Raw genomic sequence first — 15,097 nt, 5'->3', positions numbered from 1 at the left:
CGATGACTGACTCATATTCAACATTGATGTTGACTGAATTTCCGCCATCGCTGGCAAGCCAGCTCCCACAGTTTTTTGCGTTGTTGCAGATTTAGCTGATCAGGCTTCCAGGCTCAGAATGTCGCGAGCCACGGCTTCGGCGATGCGAATCCCGTCAACCCCCGCCGACAGAATCCCGCCCGCATAACCCGCGCCTTCACCGGCCGGGAACAAGCCCTTCACGTTCATGCTCTGCAGCGTCTCGTTACGGGTAATACGCAGCGGCGACGAGGTGCGCGTCTCGATCCCGGTCAACACCGCATCGTGCAGCGAGTAACCGCGAATCTGCTTCTCGAACGCCGGCAATGCTTCACGAATCGCTTCAATGGCAAAGTCCGGCAGCGCCAGGGCCAGATCGCCCAGTGCTACGCCCGGTTTGTACGACGGCTCGACTTCACCCAGTTCGGTCGAAGGAATGTCGTTGATGAAGTCGCCGACCAATTGCGCCGGGGCTTTGTAATCGCTGCCGCCGAGGATGAACGCGTGGGATTCCAGGCGCTCCTGCAACTCGATGCCGGCCAGCGGGCCGCCCGGGTAGTCGACTTCCGGGGTGATGCCAACGACGATGCCGGAGTTGGCATTGCGCTCGTTACGCGAGTATTGGCTCATGCCGTTGGTGACCACGCGGTTCGGCTCGGAAGTCGCCGCGACCACGGTGCCGCCCGGGCACATGCAGAAGCTGTAGACCGAGCGGCCGTTCTTGGCGTGGTGCACCAGTTTGTAGTCGGCAGCGCCCAGTTTCGGGTGGCCGGCGTATTTGCCCAGCCGCGCGCGGTCGATCAGCGATTGCGGGTGTTCGATACGGAAGCCCACCGAGAACGGCTTGGCCTCCATGAACACGCCACGGCTGTGGAGCATGCGGAAGGTGTCACGGGCACTGTGGCCGAGGGCCAGGACCACGTGTTTCGAATGCAGGGTTTCGCCACTCGCCAGTTGCACGCCGACCAGTTGGCCGTCGTCGATCAGCACGTCAGTAACGCGCTCCTGAAAGCGCACTTCACCACCCAGTGCGCGGATTTCTTCACGCATGGTTTCGACCATGCCGGTCAGACGGAACGTACCGATGTGCGGCTTGCTGACGTAGAGGATTTCTTCCGGCGCGCCAGCCTTGACGAACTCGTGCAGGACTTTGCGGCCAAGGAACTTCGGATCCTTGATCTGGCTGTACAGCTTGCCGTCGGAGAACGTCCCCGCGCCGCCTTCGCCGAACTGCACGTTCGACTCGGGGTTGAGCACGCTTTTACGCCACAGGCCCCAGGTGTCCTTGGTGCGCTGACGCACTTCGGTGCCGCGTTCGAGGATGATCGGCTTGAAGCCCATCTGTGCCAGCAACAGGCCGGCGAAGATCCCGCACGGGCCGAAACCGACCACGATCGGGCGCTGGCTCAGGTCGCTCGGCGCCTGGCCGACGAATTTGTAGCTGACATCCGGCGCCACGTTGACGTTACGGTCGTCGGCGAACTTGCCCAGCACCTTGGCTTCGTCGCGCACTTCGAGGTCGATGGTGTAGATGAAGCAGAGTTCGGAGGATTTTTTGCGCGCGTCGTAGCTGCGCTTGAACAAGGTGAAATCGAGCAAGTCATCGCTGGCGATGCCCAGGCGCTGCACGATGGCAACGCGCAGGTCTTCTTCGGGATGGTCGATTGGCAGCTTGAGTTCAGTGATTCGTAACATGGCGAGGATCCGGGTTCGCGGGGCGCACAACTGCGCCAGGGCGTTTGAAGGCCGCGATTATAAGCCGCAAAGGCCGGATCCGGTGAGGCTAAAACGCTCAGTCGTTGCGCGATCCGCCGAAATACCCGCAACCACGCTGCACCTGGCCGTCGATGCGCAGTTCGGCGCTCATGTGCTGCACGCTGCCGGTTTTGCTGTCGACACAGCGTTGCGGCGCGACCCACAGTTCGATGCGCTGGTTGTTGGCTTCGCTGCTGAGGTTGAAGCGACCGTCGCCCAGTTGTTCTTCAACATAAGGCACGGCGAGCGGTGGCTGGCCATCACGGTCGATGACCATGCCTTTGCCGCTGACTTTGACGTTCCATTCCGGGCCATGGCCGGTGGCGCGCAGGATCAGCAGTTTGAAATTGGCGTCATCGCACGCAGTGCCGGAGCGCTCGACGCGATACAACTGGGTGAGGTCGAGGCGGTCGCCGGCGACTTTGCCGCGTACGTCGGCGAACAGTTTGCCCTGCTCATCGGCGAGGGTCGCAGCCTCTTGCAGGATGCTGGTGCCGCCGATGTCGTTGATCACGTATTGGCGTTGATCCTGACACGGCTGGAACACCAGTTTGCCGTCGACCGCCGTCAGTTGCCCCTGCATTCGCGTCTGCCCGACATGCGAGGCACTTTCACGCTGGCCATCGAACAATTGGCAGGCGGCAAACAATGGCAGCAAGGCAACAAGGACTAACGAACGGGCAACACGCATCTTCGGCTCTCCAGACAAGTGCCGCCACGTTACGCAGCCTGACCGTTCATCACAAGGGTTTAGCCCACGTGAAATGTCTGACCGGTTTGCAAGCCTTCAACACTTTTCGCGTAGGCCAAAGCCACATCCGCCGCCGGAACCGGCTTGTAACCACGGAAATACGGCGCATAGCTGCCCATCGCTTCCAGCAGGACGGTCGGGCTGATCGAGTTCACGCGCAGTCCACGCGGCAGTTCGATGGCGGCCGCGCGCACGAAGCTGTCCAGTGCGCCATTGACCAACGCCGCCGACGCGCCACTGCGGATCGGGTCATGACTGAGGACGCCGGTGGTGAAGGTGAACGAAGCGCCGTCGTTGGCGAATTCGCGGCCGATCAGCAGCAGGTTGACCTGGCCCATCAGCTTGTCTTTGAGGCCCAAGGCGAAGCTGTCTTCAGTCATCTCACCCAGCGGGGCGAAGGTCACGTTACCGGCCGCGCAGACCAGTGCGTCGAACTTGCCGGTCTGTTCGAACAGCTTGCGGATGGACGCGCTGTCGCTGATGTCGACGTTGAAATCACCGCTGTTGCGGCCGATACGAATGACTTCATGACGTTGCGACAGTTCTTTGTCCACGGCCGAACCGATGGTGCCGCCAGCGCCTATCAACAGAATTTTCATCGTGCTGTGCCTCGAGTGATTGAACGAGGTTTCAGTCTAGAGTGGTTTTTTTTGTAGATAAGCGCACTAATGGGCAACCTTTGGTTTTCAAATGGAAACAATCCATGAGCGAGATGGATGACCTCGCGGCGTTCGCCGTTCTGATCGAGGCCGGCAGTTTCACTTTGGCGGCGCAGCAACTGGGTTGCAGCAAGGGCCAGTTGTCCAAGCGCATCAGTCAGTTGGAAGCGAGCTTTTCCGTGGTGCTGCTGCAACGCACGACCCGGCGTTTAAGCCTGACCGCGGCCGGCGCGGCTTTGTTGCCGCAAGCCCAGGCACTGGTCGTTCAGGTAGAAAAGGCGCGTCAGGCATTGGCGCGGTTGAAGGACGACATGGCCGGCCCGGTGCGTATGACGGTGCCGGTGTCGCTGGGGGAAACCTTCTTCGATGGGCTGCTGTTGGAGTTTTCGCAGAAATATCCCGAGGTGCAGATCGAGTTGGAGCTGAACAATAGTTACCGCGATCTGTCCCGGGACGGCTTTGATCTGGCAATCCGCAGTGAAGTGGCCAATGACGAACGATTGGTGGCCAAACCGCTGCTGGCCTGGCAGGAAATGACCTGCGCCAGTCCGGTGTATCTCGAACGCTTCGGCGAGCCGGCGACGCCGCAGGCGCTGGCCGAGCACCGTTGTTTGCTCAACAGCCATTACAGTGGTCGCGAGGAGTGGCTGTATCACCAGCAACATGAGTTGCTGCGCGTGCGGGTATCGGGGCCGTTCGCCAGCAACCATTACAACTTGCTCAAGAAAGCCGCGTTGACCGGGGCCGGTATCGCCCGATTGCCGTCGTACCTGTTGCAAGCGGAATTGGCCGATGGTCGACTGCGCTGGCTCCTGCGCGATTACCAGACCCGGCGCATGCCGATGTACCTAGTGCATCCTTATCAAGGCGGCTTGCCGAAACGCACGCAGGTATTGGCGGACTATCTGATTGGCTGGTTCAAGCGCAGCGGCGAGGCGCTGGATCGCCTCCAGCGCTGACGTCGCTCCCACAGGGGATTTGTTTATTTTGCGAAGCGGCGTGCGATCAAGTGATCTATCGACAGCCTGCCAGGGCCACGAGCCATCAGAAACAGCAACACCGCCGCCCACGTACCATGAGTCGGATACGCGTCCGGATACACAAACAGCTGGATGGTCAGCGTCATCCCCAGCAGCGCCAGGGCAGAAAAGCGTGTGGCGAAGCCGAGCAGAATCAGCATCGGGAAAAAGTGCTCGGCAAACGCGGCCATGTGCGCGGCGATTTCCGGCGATAGCAGCGGCACGTGGTATTCACTTTTGAACAGTGGAATCGTTGAGTCCGCCAGACGCGGCCAGCCGAGTTGAAAAGTCCCGTCAATCAGATCGATGGCCAGGCCCTCGACCTTGGTCTGTCCGGATTTCCAGAACACGGCCGCAATCGAAAAGCGCGCGAGGAAAGCAATCAGACTGTGGGGGATTTTCTCCAGCAGCGCGATGGCGCGGAGGATGAGCGTGTTCATGGCGATTCCTTGTCGTTCAGATGAGTGATGGCGTTGTGTGCGATCAATAGGGCCAGGGTTTGACTGAGGTCGAACGCCGGGCTGTTTTGCGCCGCTGCCAGCAGTGACTGGCCATCGAGCAATAGACGGATAAACACGCTGGCGCCGTGTTCGAGGGCAAACACCTCGACGTCCAGATGGTTACGCAAGACCAGGGCGTACTGCGCTTGGTGAATGTTGATGGCTTCAAGCGTTGCGTCGTGTTGATGCGCAGCCCAGATCGCGACAACGGCATGGCTTGAGTCGAGCAAGCGCAACGACGGGTGAAGCCCTAAGCACAGTTCGCTCAAAGAGTCGGGTGCAGACAGGGCGGCGGTGATTTTTTCCGGGTGTATCGGGCTGGCATCGGCGGCGTGGTAGGCGACGGTACGCAGGTGCTCGAGACGTGCGACATCGGCCAGATAGGGCACGCTGAATGCCGGTTCAAACCTTTCGATGAAATCCGCAAAATCTTCGCCATAGAAGCTCATCAACGGACTGTGCGGTGGACGAGCCTGTATGAACACGGCCGCCATGGCGCGGAAGAATTCCTCGCCAACCAGTTGCGCAACCACCGGATAACGGTCGCCCAGAGCGTTGATCAGCGAACTCTGCACGTTGTTCCGATACACCGCGAAACGGCTCTCGGGATCGGCACCGTTGGCGCTGCACAGGCCTTCGGGGCAGGGCGATTGCACATCGAGCAGTGCCACCGTGAAGGCCGCTTGCGTGGTCATGATCGACCCCCGGCTTGCATCAGCAAGTCATCAGCCTGCCGCGCTTCGGCGAGCAAGACGCTGAACACCGGCACCTGATTGTCGCGTTCGATCAGCGTTGCCACCGGGCCTGTGCGCTCCAGCACTTGGTGGTACAGATTCCACACCGCCTGATCAATCGGCGCACCATGATCGTCGATCAGCAAACGGTCGCCGAGACTGTCGCTATCTTCTGCAAAACCGGCCAGATGAATCTCGCCCACCGCGTGCAATGGCAAGGCTTCGAGATAAGCCAATGGATCGCGCTGATGATTGATGCACGACACGTAGACGTTATTGACGTCGAGCAACAAGCCGCAGCCGCTGCGGCGGATGACTTCGGCAATGAAGTCAGCTTCGTCGAGGGTCGAGCGTTGAAAGGCCAGATAGGTCGCCGGATTTTCCAGCAGCATGCGGCGCCCGAGGGTGTTCTGCACCTGATCGATATGCTCGCAGACGCGGTGCAGCGTCGGTGTGTCATAGGCCAGTGGCAGCAAGTCATTGAGGAACACCGGGCCATGGCTGGACCAGGCCAGGTGTTCGGAAAAGGCGTGCGGTTGATAGCGTTCGATCAGTGCACCGAGACGCTTCAGATGTTGCACATCCAGCGGCCCTTCAGCGCCGATGGACAGCCCGACACCGTGCAGCGACAGCGGATACTGCTCGCGAATCAATCCGAGAAAATGGTGAAACGGACCGCCGGCCACCATGTAGTTTTCGGCGTGGACTTCGAAAAAACCGAGGTCCGGTCGGGCCCCGAGCACTTCCCTGAAGTGCCCGGTCTTGAGCCCCAGCCCGGCGCGGGCAGGGAGCCCGGTGAGGGCTGCCTGAGTGTCGGAGAGGGCAGGGTTGTTGATTGTGAACATGATCGTCACTCAGGCAGGCCGCAGGTCAGGACTTGGCTTTGAACGCTTCTATCTGACCGAAGCCGGTCGGCGAGGTTTTGCTTTCAGTGGTCGTGCAAGTGCCTTTCGGAACGAGTTTCCAGGCGTTTGCCTGGTAGTCCATTTTCGCGGTGCCGGCACAAGTGGTGCCTGCACCTGCGGCGCAATCGTTATGACCTTTCATTGCCACGCCGAAGCATTTTTCCATGTCGGCGTCAGCGGCGTGGACGGTCGATACGGCGGCCATACTCAGAGCGGAACCGAGGGCCAGAACCAGTGCAGTGGCGGACAGGGTGCGGGTGGTAGCAGTCATGATGTTTCTCCGAATTGAGCTTGGGTTTTACAAGCGGTTTGCGCTTGCTTGTCCCTCTAGAGAAACGACATGGCGATGCGTTACAGCGCAGCCGGATTTTTTTAGAAAAAAATACAAAACCCTGAGTGTTCTATAGTCATTTCAACGGCCACATCGACAGGCCGATTTACCAGGACGGTATCTCATGAAAATGGAGCGCTCAGACTCGCGCGTGCTATCGCGCGGGACTTCATCTTTCGCTTTGGCGTGCGCGCTGGCGTTGCTGTGCAGTACGCTCGCCGCGCAGCCACTGCTTGATCCACAGGACACGCTCAAGCGGATCAATCACAACTACAACACCCTCAAGCAAGAGTGTCAGGAACCGGATACCGGCGCCCCGCGTGGTCTCTACTATTGCAGTGGTGTGACCTTGCGCATGGTCAATGACGGCCCCTTCAATCCTTGGGACTACAGCCCCTACGCGGTCAAGATCGGCGCAACTTCCTACTCGTGGATTCGCAAGGATCTGAGTACGAAGATTCTCATTCACCCGGCCGGTTTGATCCTGCGAACCCCCACCGATGCGGCGGCGTTGAACCTGCCAGTCAAGGAGCAGGGGTTTACTTGCATCTACGCGTTCGATGGCGGTACCGGGCCGGAACGCAAGTGGTACGGCTGCGGATTCTTCGACAGTCGCGAGCCACCGCGTGCGGCCCAGGGCGTGATGAACAACCGCAATGCCGCGCTGGCCTACGGCACTTGTGCGGAAGCCGGAGTCACCACAGCAGAGCAATGGACACAGAAATACACCGGGCTGATGAAGGGCCCGATCCAGTACGGCCAGTGTTCCTTTAACGCGGAAAAACCCAGCGACTGGCAGGCGATGATCCGGGTTCACGAGTCCCGGCCAACCACCACCAACAAAGACCCGTTCGCTTACAGTGCCCAGGTCAACGAGTTCATGTTGAAGAACGCTACCGCGACTAACGACGGCAGCGAAAACATGAAGTACATCGATGCCTTCATCTACAACGTCAACAGCACCCAGAACTTCGCCACCCGTGGCGATCAGGCTCCGCCGAAACCGGAAAACGGCCTGAACAGCGCACGCAACTTCCAGAAGAAACTCCAGGCGCAGGGCTACAGCGTGCCGATCCTGCGACTGGACTTCACCAAGCCTGCCGAACAACGTTTCAGCTATGTCGCCGCTGACCAGGCGATAGACCTGACGGCGGCTGGCGGCGCGCAGCCGACACCGGCGGCGCCGGCGCAGAAATACATCGCCGAGGCAGTCTGGATCGAACGTTACGACCCCGGCAGCAAGAAAAACGAATGGTCACTCAAGATCACGCCCACTGCCCAAGGCAAAGCGATTCAGGCCAGTGATCAGGAGGCCTTGTACAAAGAACTGTTCGCCCTGCGTGGCGCCGATAGCCAGTGGCGTGACAACGAGAAATCGGCGGGCAGCATGCGCGGGCAATTGAGCTGCCTGATCCAGAACTATCCGGGCAAGACCGAATGGAATCTGGAACCGTTCCGGCCCAATGTCAGTGCGCAGGAATCGGCCAAGGCGGGCTGCAATCCACTGCCGGTTCAGGCACCGCAATACATTGCCTCAGCCGACTGGATCAAACGTTTCGACCCCGGCACCGGCAAGGATGAATGGAGCCTTAGCGTGGTGCCCACAGCGGCGGGGCGTGCCTTGCCCGGCGAGCAGGTGGCGGCGTTGTACGACCAACTGCTGGCGCTCAAAGGCGCGGACAGCAACTGGCGGGACAACGAAAAATCCGCCGGCAGCATGCGCCAGCAATTGAATTGCGTCCTGCTCAATTACCGCAACAAAACGCCGTGGAATCTTGAGCCTTTCCGGCCGGCGTTATCGGACAACGAAACGCGGGCCGCGGGTTGCAACCCGGTCCCGCGTTGAGGGTGTGTGTTGGCTAATCAAGGAGATGCAAGCCATGAAAAAACGTTTGAACAGGATCGCTCCATTGCTCATGTTCCCGCTGCTGGTGCAGGCGACATGGGCCAATGCCGAGTCATGCGACGAGACGCTGAGGAAGGTCGAATCGTTGTACAACAAAACCGTCGACAGCTGCGGTCAGGATCCCGCGTCGGACTGTTCAGGGCTATTGGTTCGGGCCACGCACCGTGCCGACCCTGCCAAGGGGCAAAAATGGGACGTCTGGAATCCCAGCCCGAAAGCGCTGGAGCTGGGGACGTTTGCCGCTTCTTACATGCGGGCCGACGGCATCAGTTATGAAGACCCCGGCATGAGCACGCAAAACGGCTATCTGATTACCCCCAGAGATCTGGTTCGCGACCCCGAGACCCCGGTGCATGTCTATTGCGCGTTCCCCAACGATGCCTGGACTGACTTTCGCAATGACCGAGGCTGTGGCGACAACAAAAACACCGCCCCGGCAGAAGCGGTCTGCCAGGCCATGAAACCACCGATCCTGAGTCCGAATGCCTGGGTCGCGCACTTCACCCGGTACAACAACAATCGGCAACAGGACCAGTTGCAATGCGGCTTCAACATGCGCAATCCGATGAGTAGCAATGAGCGCGTCGACGCCTTCCGCAACTTCATGGGCGCGCGCAAAGTCATCAACAGCCGCGAGTTTCAGACTCAGACAGAACTGCGTCTGGGCAACCCGAAAACTGACGAGTTGCCGATTCTGGCGTTTTTCTACAGTGATCAGCGTGGCTTGAACGATGCGATGGCCAACCAGCGCGACTACAAGGCCAAGACCGGCAAGGAACGCAACATCATCAAGATCGACTTCCCGAAAACCCCGGTCGCCAAGGCCTCTTTCTCATGCATCCAGACCTCGACGCCAGCGGCGCCACAGTTCTGCGAGAAGTACATCGAGTCGAGCACCTGGGTACAACGGCCTGATCCGAAACTGGGGCCGAACACCTGGTCGCTCTCCGTGGTGCCGACTGCTTGCGGTCGTGCAATCAAGGACGATCAGACCGACCGGATGTTTGCCGAGCTGTACAACAAGCACAAAGACGATCAGCAGTGGCGGGAGTACAGCGTCAATGGCGGGTCACTGCGGCGGCAGATGGTCTGTCACCTGGCGGCCACATACGACGGCAAACCTGTGAGGAACAAGCCTGAGTGGAACCTTGAACCGGCACGGCCTTACGTCGATCAGGCCACGGCGGTAGCGCAGCACTGCAATCCGTACTGACCCTCCACTGTAGGAGCGAGTCTGCTCGCGATGGTGTTGTGTCATTCAACATCAGTGGTGCCTGACTCGACGCCATCGCGAGCAGGCTCACTCCTACAAGGGATTTTCGGTGGGTTCGAGATTTTTGGTGCGCATAAAAAAAACGGCCCGAGGGCCGTTTTTTGTTGGGCGAAAAGACTCAGCCGCCGAGGTATGCCTCGCGTACTTTCGGGTCGGTCAACAGCGCTTCACCAGTGCCTTGCATGACCACGCGGCCGTTCTCCAGAACGTACGCACGGTCGGCGATTTTCAGCGCCTGGTTGGCGTTCTGCTCGACCAGGAACACCGTCACACCGTCCTTGCGCAGCTGTTCGATGATGTCGAAGATCTGCTGGATGATGATCGGCGCCAGACCCAGCGACGGCTCGTCGAGCAGCAGCAGTTTCGGCTTGCTCATCAGCGCACGGCCGATGGCGAGCATCTGCTGTTCGCCGCCGGACATGGTGCCGCCGCGCTGGTTGAAGCGTTCTTTCAAGCGCGGGAACAGGCCGAGAACCTTGTCCATTTGCTCCTGATAGTCGCCCTTGTCGGTGAAGAAACCGCCCATCGACAGGTTTTCTTCAACGGTCAGACGGGCGAACACCCGACGACCTTCCGGCACCACAGCGATGCTCTTGCGCATGATCTGCGACGAGTCCTGGCCGACCAGTTCCTCACCCATGTAGCGGATGCTGCCGCTGTGCGCCTGCGGCGAACCGCAGAGCGTCATCAGCAACGTGGACTTGCCGGCACCGTTGGCGCCGATCAGCGTAACGATCTCGCCCTGACGGACTTCGACGTTGACGTTGTGCAGGGCCTGGATCTTGCCGTAGAAGGTGGAAACGTTTTCGAACTGCAGCATTTACGCTTCCCCCAGGTAGGCTTTGATCACTTCAGGATTGTCGCGGATCTGTTCCGGCGTGCCGTCGGCCAGAGGCGTGCCCTGGTTGATCACGACGATGTGGTCGGAAATGCTCATGACCAGTTTCATGTCGTGTTCGATCAGCAGCACGGTGACGTTGTGCTCTTCGCGCAACACGCTGATCAGCGCCTTGAGGTCTTCGGTTTCCTTCGGGTTCAGGCCGGCGGCCGGTTCGTCGAGCATGAGGATCCGCGGTCGGGTCATCATGCAGCGGGCGATTTCCAGACGACGCTGCTGACCGTAGGCCAGGGTGCCGGCGGTACGGTTGGCGAACTCCTTGAGGTTGACCTTTTCCAGCCAGTACTCGGCAAATTCCATGGCCTCGCGCTCGCTTTTGCGGAACGCCGGGGTCTTGAACAGTCCGGACAGGAAGTTGGTGTTGAGGTGACGGTGTTGGGCGATCAGCAGGTTTTCGACCGCCGTCATGTCCTTGAACAACCGCACGTTCTGGAAGGTGCGCACCACGCCTTTGAGGGCGATCTTGTGCCCCGGCAAACCCTGAATCGGCTCGCCGTCCAACAGGATGCTGCCGCCCGAGGGCTGGTAGAAACCGGTCAGGCAGTTGAACACGGTGGTCTTGCCGGCGCCGTTCGGGCCGATCAGTGCAACCACCTGTTTTTCCTTCACGGTCAGGGCCACGCCGTTGACCGCCAGCAAGCCGCCGAAGCGCATGCTCAAGTTTTCGACTTTAAGGATCTCGCGGCTCATTTTCGCAACTCCATGTGTGGGCGTTGCATCGGCAGCAGACCTTGTGGACGCCAGATCATCATCAACACCATCAGGGCACCGAACATCAACATGCGGTACTCGCTGAACTCACGCATCATTTCCGGCAACAGAATCATCACCACGGCCGCGAGAATCACGCCCAGTTGCGAGCCCATGCCACCCAACACGACGATGGCGAGGATGATCGCCGACTCGATGAATGTGAACGATTCCGGCGTCACCAGACCCTGGCGGGCAGCAAAGAAGCTACCGGCGAAACCGGCGAAGGCAGCACCGAGGGTGAACGCGGACAGTTTGATGATCGTCGGGTTGAGACCGAGCGCACGGCAGGCGATTTCGTCTTCACGCAGCGCTTCCCACGCACGGCCGATCGGCATGCGCAGCAGGCGGTTGATGACGAACAGTGCTGCCAGCGCCAGCAACAGGGCAACGAGGTAGAGGAAGATCACCTTGTTGATCGAGTTGTATTGCAGGCCGAAATACTCGTGGAAGGTTTGCATGCCTTCCGCGGCTTTTCGTTCGAAGGTCAGACCGAAGAACGTCGGTTTCTCGATGTTGCTGATGCCGTTCGGGCCACCGGTGATATCGGTCAGGTTACGCAGGAACAGACGGATGATCTCGCCGAAGCCGAGGGTCACGATCGCCAGATAGTCACCGCGCAGACGCAACACCGGGAAACCCAGCAGGAAGCCGAAAGTCGCCGCCATCAGGCCGGCAATCGGCAGGCAGATCCAGAAGCTCAGGCCGTAGTAGTGCGACAGCAGCGCGTAGCTGTAGGCGCCGACGGCATAGAAGCCGACGTAACCGAGGTCGAGCAGACCGGCCAGACCGACGACGATGTTCAGGCCCAGGCCAAGCATCACGTAGATCAGGATCAGCGTTGCGATATCCACCGCGCCACGCGAGCCGAAGAACGGCCACACCAGCGCAATGAGGATCAGCGCAATGATGAAATAGCGCTGGGTGGTTGGCAGGGTCAGGAAGTTGCTGGCCTTGGCCGGGATCAGCGGCAGGCCCGGCGAGGAGTTCCACGCCTTGCTGATCTGCTGGTTGAACAGCACCCGCAGGAACATCAGCACCGAGCACACGGCGATGGTCGCCAGAATGGCCGGGCTGGTGCCGTGCACCTCGAGGTTGATGCCGACGATGGTCAGTTTCAGACCGAGTACCGGGTAGGCCACGGCCCACACCAGCAATGCACTGAACAGTGCCTGTTTAAGATTCCTAGTCATACTTTCTCAACCTCCGGACGGCCCAGAATGCCGGTCGGACGGAACAACAGCACCAGAACCAACAAGCCGAAAGCCACGACGTCCTTGTACTGGTCGCCGAAGATATCGGCGCCAAAGGCTTCCGCCACCCCAAGCACCAGCCCGCCGAGCATGGCGCCGGGGATGCTGCCGATGCCGCCAAGTACCGCAGCGGTGAAGGCTTTGAGGCCGACGAGGAAACCGGCGTTCGGGTTGATCACGCCGTATTGCATGCTCAGCAGCACAGCGGCAACCGCTGCCAATGCAGCACCAATAACGAAGGTCAGGGCGATGATGTTGTTGGTGTTGATGCCGAGCAGGTTGGCCATCTTGATGTCTTCGGCACAGGCGCGGCAGGCGCGGCCCAGGCGGGAGCGTGAGATGAACAGCGTGAGGCCGAGCATGGCGATCAGGGTCACCACGAACACCACGATCTGCATGTAGGAAATCAGCACTTCATGTGCGCCACCTGGACCGAAGGCAATGTTGCCCGGGATCAGGTTGGGGATTGCTTTGTCCTTGGAGTCTTGCGCCAGCAGAACCGTGTTCTGCAGGAAGATCGACATACCGATGGCGGAAATCAGCGGGATCAGACGGTTGCTGCCGCGCAACGGGCGGTAGGCAATGCGTTCGATGCTGTAACCGTAGGAACTGGTGACGACGATGCTGGCGATGAACGCCGCCGTCATCAACAGCGGGACACTGTCGAGTCCCATCATGGTCAGCCCGGCGATGGCGATGAACGCCACGTAGGAGCCGATCATGTACACCTCGCCGTGGGCGAAGTTGATCATTCCAATGATGCCGTAAACCATCGTGTAGCCGATGGCGATCAGGGCATACATGCTGCCAACGTTGAGGCCGTTAACCAGCTGTTGGAAGAAGTGATAGATGTCAGGCATTACAGCGCTCCTAAAAACCTGATACGCATTTCACTGGTGGAGTCATTTTCCCGCCCGGCCCCGTGGATCTATATCCACTTCGAATCCGGGGTTTGCCAGCGAACCGCTGATGACGGTTTTGAGATTTTCAGGTGGGGAGACTGGCGGATCACGCCAGCGCGGCCCTTACATTCGTAAAACAAAGCCCACGGCACGCCGTGGGCTTTATTGGCAGTCAGTCCGGCCGTGCCTTACTGAGGCGACACTTCGGTTTTCGGTTTGCCGTTGTGCCACTCGTAGACCACGAATTTGAAGTCTTTCAAGTCGCCCTTGGCGTCGAAGCTCAGGTCACCAGTCGGGGTCTTGAAGGTACCGGCGTGGATCGCTTCAGCCACTTTGGCCGCGTCTTCGGACTTGGCTGCCTTGATGCCTTCGGCAATCACTTCAACCGCCGAGTAGGACGGGAACACGAACGGGCCGCTCGGGTCTTCCTTCTTCGCTTTGAAAGCATCGGCCAGGGCGATGTTGGCAGGGTCCTGGTCGAAGGATTTCGGCAGGGTTACCAGCAGGCCTTCGGCAGCGTCTTTGGCGATCTGGGTGATCGAGTCGTTGCCCACGCCTTCTGGGCCCATGAACTTGGCTTTCAGGCCTTTTTCCTGGGCTTGACGCAGGATCAGACCCAGCTCCGGGTGGTAGCCGCCGTAGTAAACGAAGTCGACGTTGGCTTGCTTGAGTTTGGCAATGATCGCCGAGAAGTCTTTGTCGCCGGCGTTAACGCCTTCGAACACGGCAACTTTGGTGCCTTTCTTCTCAAGGGTCGATTTCACGGCGGTGGCGATGCCTTCACCGTACTGCTGCTTGTCGTGCAGGACGCCGACGATTTTCGGTTTGACGTGATCGGCAATGTAGTTACCGGCGGCAGGACCCTGGGCGCTGTCCAGACCGATAGTACGGAAGATCATTTTGTAACCACGGGCGGTGATGTCCGGGCTGGTGGCAGCCGGGGTGATCATGATCACGCCTTCGTCTTCGTAGATGTCCGAAGCAGGTTGAGTGGAGCTGGAGCACAGGTGACCGACCACGAACTTGACGCCGTCGTTGACGACCTTGTTCGCGACCGCTACGGCTTGTTTCGGATCGCAGGCATCGTCGTATTCAACGGCTTCGAGCTTCTTGCCGTCGACGCCGCCCTTGGCGTTGATTTGTTCGATGGCCATTTTCGCGCCACTGAACTGCATGTCGCCGTACTGGGCTACAGGACCGGTTTTAGGGCCGGCGATACCGATTTTGATGGTGTCAGCTGCGAACGAATGGCTGGCAACCCCGGCCAGAACCATAGCGGCAAACAGTTTGGAAATCTGCTTAGTAGCCTTAGTCATAGTGCTCCACTCTTACTGTTGTAATTTTTTTGAGTTCTGGCGCCGTAGCAGCAGAACCGGGTCAGATATCTTTGCGATACCCTCCGGAAATGCCCCCGGCAACTGTACCGGTACAGTGTAGAGCGCC

At 59.5% G+C, this 15,097-nt stretch carries 15 protein-coding genes; 3 read left to right on the top strand and 12 right to left on the bottom strand.

Annotated features, from left to right (window positions below; translation table 11 throughout):
- Positions 1–99 precede the first annotated feature (99 nt).
- From AC3WMT_RS29835 to AC3WMT_RS29825, 3 genes are all read right to left on the bottom strand, one after another.
- Positions 100–1,713: an NAD(P)/FAD-dependent oxidoreductase gene (locus AC3WMT_RS29835; protein WP_103307195.1), complete on the bottom strand. Its 1,614-nt coding sequence runs from the start codon at positions 1,711–1,713 to the stop codon at positions 100–102.
- 97 nt (positions 1,714–1,810) lie between these two features.
- A complete protein-coding gene (locus tag AC3WMT_RS29830) occupies positions 1,811–2,464 on the bottom strand; it encodes a COG3650 family protein (RefSeq protein WP_103307196.1) in 654 nt (217 codons plus the stop codon).
- A 59-nt stretch (positions 2,465–2,523) separates the two neighbouring features.
- A complete protein-coding gene (locus tag AC3WMT_RS29825) occupies positions 2,524–3,123 on the bottom strand; it encodes a short chain dehydrogenase (protein ID WP_103307197.1) in 600 nt (199 codons plus the stop codon).
- Positions 3,124–3,227: 104 nt separating this feature from the next.
- Between AC3WMT_RS29825 and AC3WMT_RS29820 the strand changes: the two genes are divergently transcribed.
- Positions 3,228–4,142: a LysR family transcriptional regulator gene (locus AC3WMT_RS29820; RefSeq protein WP_103307198.1), complete on the top strand. Its 915-nt coding sequence runs from the start codon at positions 3,228–3,230 to the stop codon at positions 4,140–4,142.
- 23 nt (positions 4,143–4,165) lie between these two features.
- Here AC3WMT_RS29820 and AC3WMT_RS29815 read toward each other — a convergent pair whose 3' ends face one another.
- The 4 genes from AC3WMT_RS29815 to AC3WMT_RS29800 are packed head-to-tail and all read right to left on the bottom strand — an operon-like array spanning position 4,166 to position 6,612.
- Positions 4,166–4,642, bottom strand: coding sequence for a DoxX family protein (locus AC3WMT_RS29815; protein ID WP_103307199.1), 477 nt, complete (start codon positions 4,640–4,642; stop codon positions 4,166–4,168).
- Complete coding sequence (locus tag AC3WMT_RS29810; RefSeq protein WP_103307200.1) at positions 4,639–5,397, bottom strand: HvfC/BufC N-terminal domain-containing protein; 759 nt, start codon at positions 5,395–5,397, stop codon at positions 4,639–4,641. Before AC3WMT_RS29810 ends, AC3WMT_RS29815 begins: the two co-directional genes overlap by 4 nt.
- Positions 5,394–6,281 (bottom strand): MNIO family bufferin maturase, encoded by an 888-nt coding sequence (gene bufB / locus AC3WMT_RS29805; RefSeq protein ID WP_103307201.1) that lies wholly within the window; start codon positions 6,279–6,281, stop codon positions 5,394–5,396. The genes AC3WMT_RS29810 and bufB overlap by 4 nt, the downstream gene beginning before the upstream one ends.
- A gap of 25 nt (positions 6,282–6,306) precedes the next feature.
- Positions 6,307–6,612, bottom strand: coding sequence for a BufA1 family periplasmic bufferin-type metallophore (locus tag AC3WMT_RS29800; RefSeq protein WP_103307202.1), 306 nt, complete (start codon positions 6,610–6,612; stop codon positions 6,307–6,309).
- Positions 6,613–6,796: 184 nt separating this feature from the next.
- Between AC3WMT_RS29800 and AC3WMT_RS29795 the strand changes: the two genes are divergently transcribed.
- Both AC3WMT_RS29795 and AC3WMT_RS29790 read left to right on the top strand, forming a co-directional pair.
- Positions 6,797–8,518: a DUF2599 domain-containing protein gene (locus AC3WMT_RS29795; protein WP_103307203.1), complete on the top strand. Its 1,722-nt coding sequence runs from the start codon at positions 6,797–6,799 to the stop codon at positions 8,516–8,518.
- 34 nt (positions 8,519–8,552) lie between these two features.
- On the top strand, positions 8,553–9,791 hold the full coding sequence (locus AC3WMT_RS29790) for a DUF2599 domain-containing protein (RefSeq protein WP_103307204.1): 1,239 nt from the start codon (positions 8,553–8,555) through the stop codon (positions 9,789–9,791).
- Between the two features lie 178 nt (positions 9,792–9,969).
- Here the strand turns inward: AC3WMT_RS29790 and AC3WMT_RS29785 are convergent, their stop codons facing one another.
- From AC3WMT_RS29785 to AC3WMT_RS29765, 5 genes are all read right to left on the bottom strand, one after another.
- On the bottom strand, positions 9,970–10,671 hold the full coding sequence (locus AC3WMT_RS29785) for an ABC transporter ATP-binding protein (protein ID WP_103307205.1): 702 nt from the start codon (positions 10,669–10,671) through the stop codon (positions 9,970–9,972).
- Positions 10,672–11,439, bottom strand: a complete 768-nt coding sequence (livG, locus tag AC3WMT_RS29780) for a high-affinity branched-chain amino acid ABC transporter ATP-binding protein LivG (RefSeq protein WP_016986595.1) — start codon at positions 11,437–11,439, stop codon at positions 10,672–10,674.
- Positions 11,436–12,692, bottom strand: coding sequence for a high-affinity branched-chain amino acid ABC transporter permease LivM (locus AC3WMT_RS29775; RefSeq protein ID WP_103307206.1), 1,257 nt, complete (start codon positions 12,690–12,692; stop codon positions 11,436–11,438). The genes livG and AC3WMT_RS29775 overlap by 4 nt, the downstream gene beginning before the upstream one ends.
- Entirely contained in the window at positions 12,689–13,612 is a 924-nt protein-coding gene (gene livH, locus AC3WMT_RS29770) for a high-affinity branched-chain amino acid ABC transporter permease LivH (protein ID WP_103307207.1), read from the bottom strand. The genes AC3WMT_RS29775 and livH overlap by 4 nt, the downstream gene beginning before the upstream one ends.
- Before the next feature lie 230 nt (positions 13,613–13,842).
- Positions 13,843–14,970 (bottom strand): branched-chain amino acid ABC transporter substrate-binding protein, encoded by a 1,128-nt coding sequence (locus AC3WMT_RS29765; protein WP_093438696.1) that lies wholly within the window; start codon positions 14,968–14,970, stop codon positions 13,843–13,845.
- Positions 14,971–15,097 lie beyond the last annotated feature (127 nt).

Source organism: Pseudomonas sp. FW305-7, from assembly GCF_058786735.1.
This window is presented reverse-complemented; position numbering and strand designations above follow the sequence as displayed.

What these genes read in the sequence shown, in the direction of transcription:
- AC3WMT_RS29830 (WP_103307196.1), bottom strand. Translation starts at nt 2,464, where the DNA reads ATGCGTGTTGCCCGTTCGTTAGTCCTTGTTGCCTTGCTGCCATTGTTT.
- AC3WMT_RS29810 (WP_103307200.1), bottom strand. Translation starts at nt 5,397, where the DNA reads ATGACCACGCAAGCGGCCTTCACGGTGGCACTGCTCGATGTGCAATCG.
- livG (WP_016986595.1), bottom strand. Translation starts at nt 11,439, where the DNA reads ATGAGCCGCGAGATCCTTAAAGTCGAAAACTTGAGCATGCGCTTCGGC.
- bufB (WP_103307201.1), bottom strand. Translation starts at nt 6,281, where the DNA reads ATGTTCACAATCAACAACCCTGCCCTCTCCGACACTCAGGCAGCCCTC.
- AC3WMT_RS29765 (WP_093438696.1), bottom strand. Translation starts at nt 14,970, where the DNA reads ATGACTAAGGCTACTAAGCAGATTTCCAAACTGTTTGCCGCTATGGTT.
- livH (WP_103307207.1), bottom strand. Translation starts at nt 13,612, where the DNA reads ATGCCTGACATCTATCACTTCTTCCAACAGCTGGTTAACGGCCTCAAC.
- AC3WMT_RS29790 (WP_103307204.1), top strand. Translation starts at nt 8,553, where the DNA reads ATGAAAAAACGTTTGAACAGGATCGCTCCATTGCTCATGTTCCCGCTG.
- AC3WMT_RS29775 (WP_103307206.1), bottom strand. Translation starts at nt 12,692, where the DNA reads ATGACTAGGAATCTTAAACAGGCACTGTTCAGTGCATTGCTGGTGTGG.
- AC3WMT_RS29795 (WP_103307203.1), top strand. Translation starts at nt 6,797, where the DNA reads ATGAAAATGGAGCGCTCAGACTCGCGCGTGCTATCGCGCGGGACTTCA.
- AC3WMT_RS29800 (WP_103307202.1), bottom strand. Translation starts at nt 6,612, where the DNA reads ATGACTGCTACCACCCGCACCCTGTCCGCCACTGCACTGGTTCTGGCC.
- AC3WMT_RS29820 (WP_103307198.1), top strand. Translation starts at nt 3,228, where the DNA reads ATGAGCGAGATGGATGACCTCGCGGCGTTCGCCGTTCTGATCGAGGCC.
- AC3WMT_RS29815 (WP_103307199.1), bottom strand. Translation starts at nt 4,642, where the DNA reads ATGAACACGCTCATCCTCCGCGCCATCGCGCTGCTGGAGAAAATCCCC.
- AC3WMT_RS29825 (WP_103307197.1), bottom strand. Translation starts at nt 3,123, where the DNA reads ATGAAAATTCTGTTGATAGGCGCTGGCGGCACCATCGGTTCGGCCGTG.
- AC3WMT_RS29835 (WP_103307195.1), bottom strand. Translation starts at nt 1,713, where the DNA reads ATGTTACGAATCACTGAACTCAAGCTGCCAATCGACCATCCCGAAGAA.
- AC3WMT_RS29785 (WP_103307205.1), bottom strand. Translation starts at nt 10,671, where the DNA reads ATGCTGCAGTTCGAAAACGTTTCCACCTTCTACGGCAAGATCCAGGCC.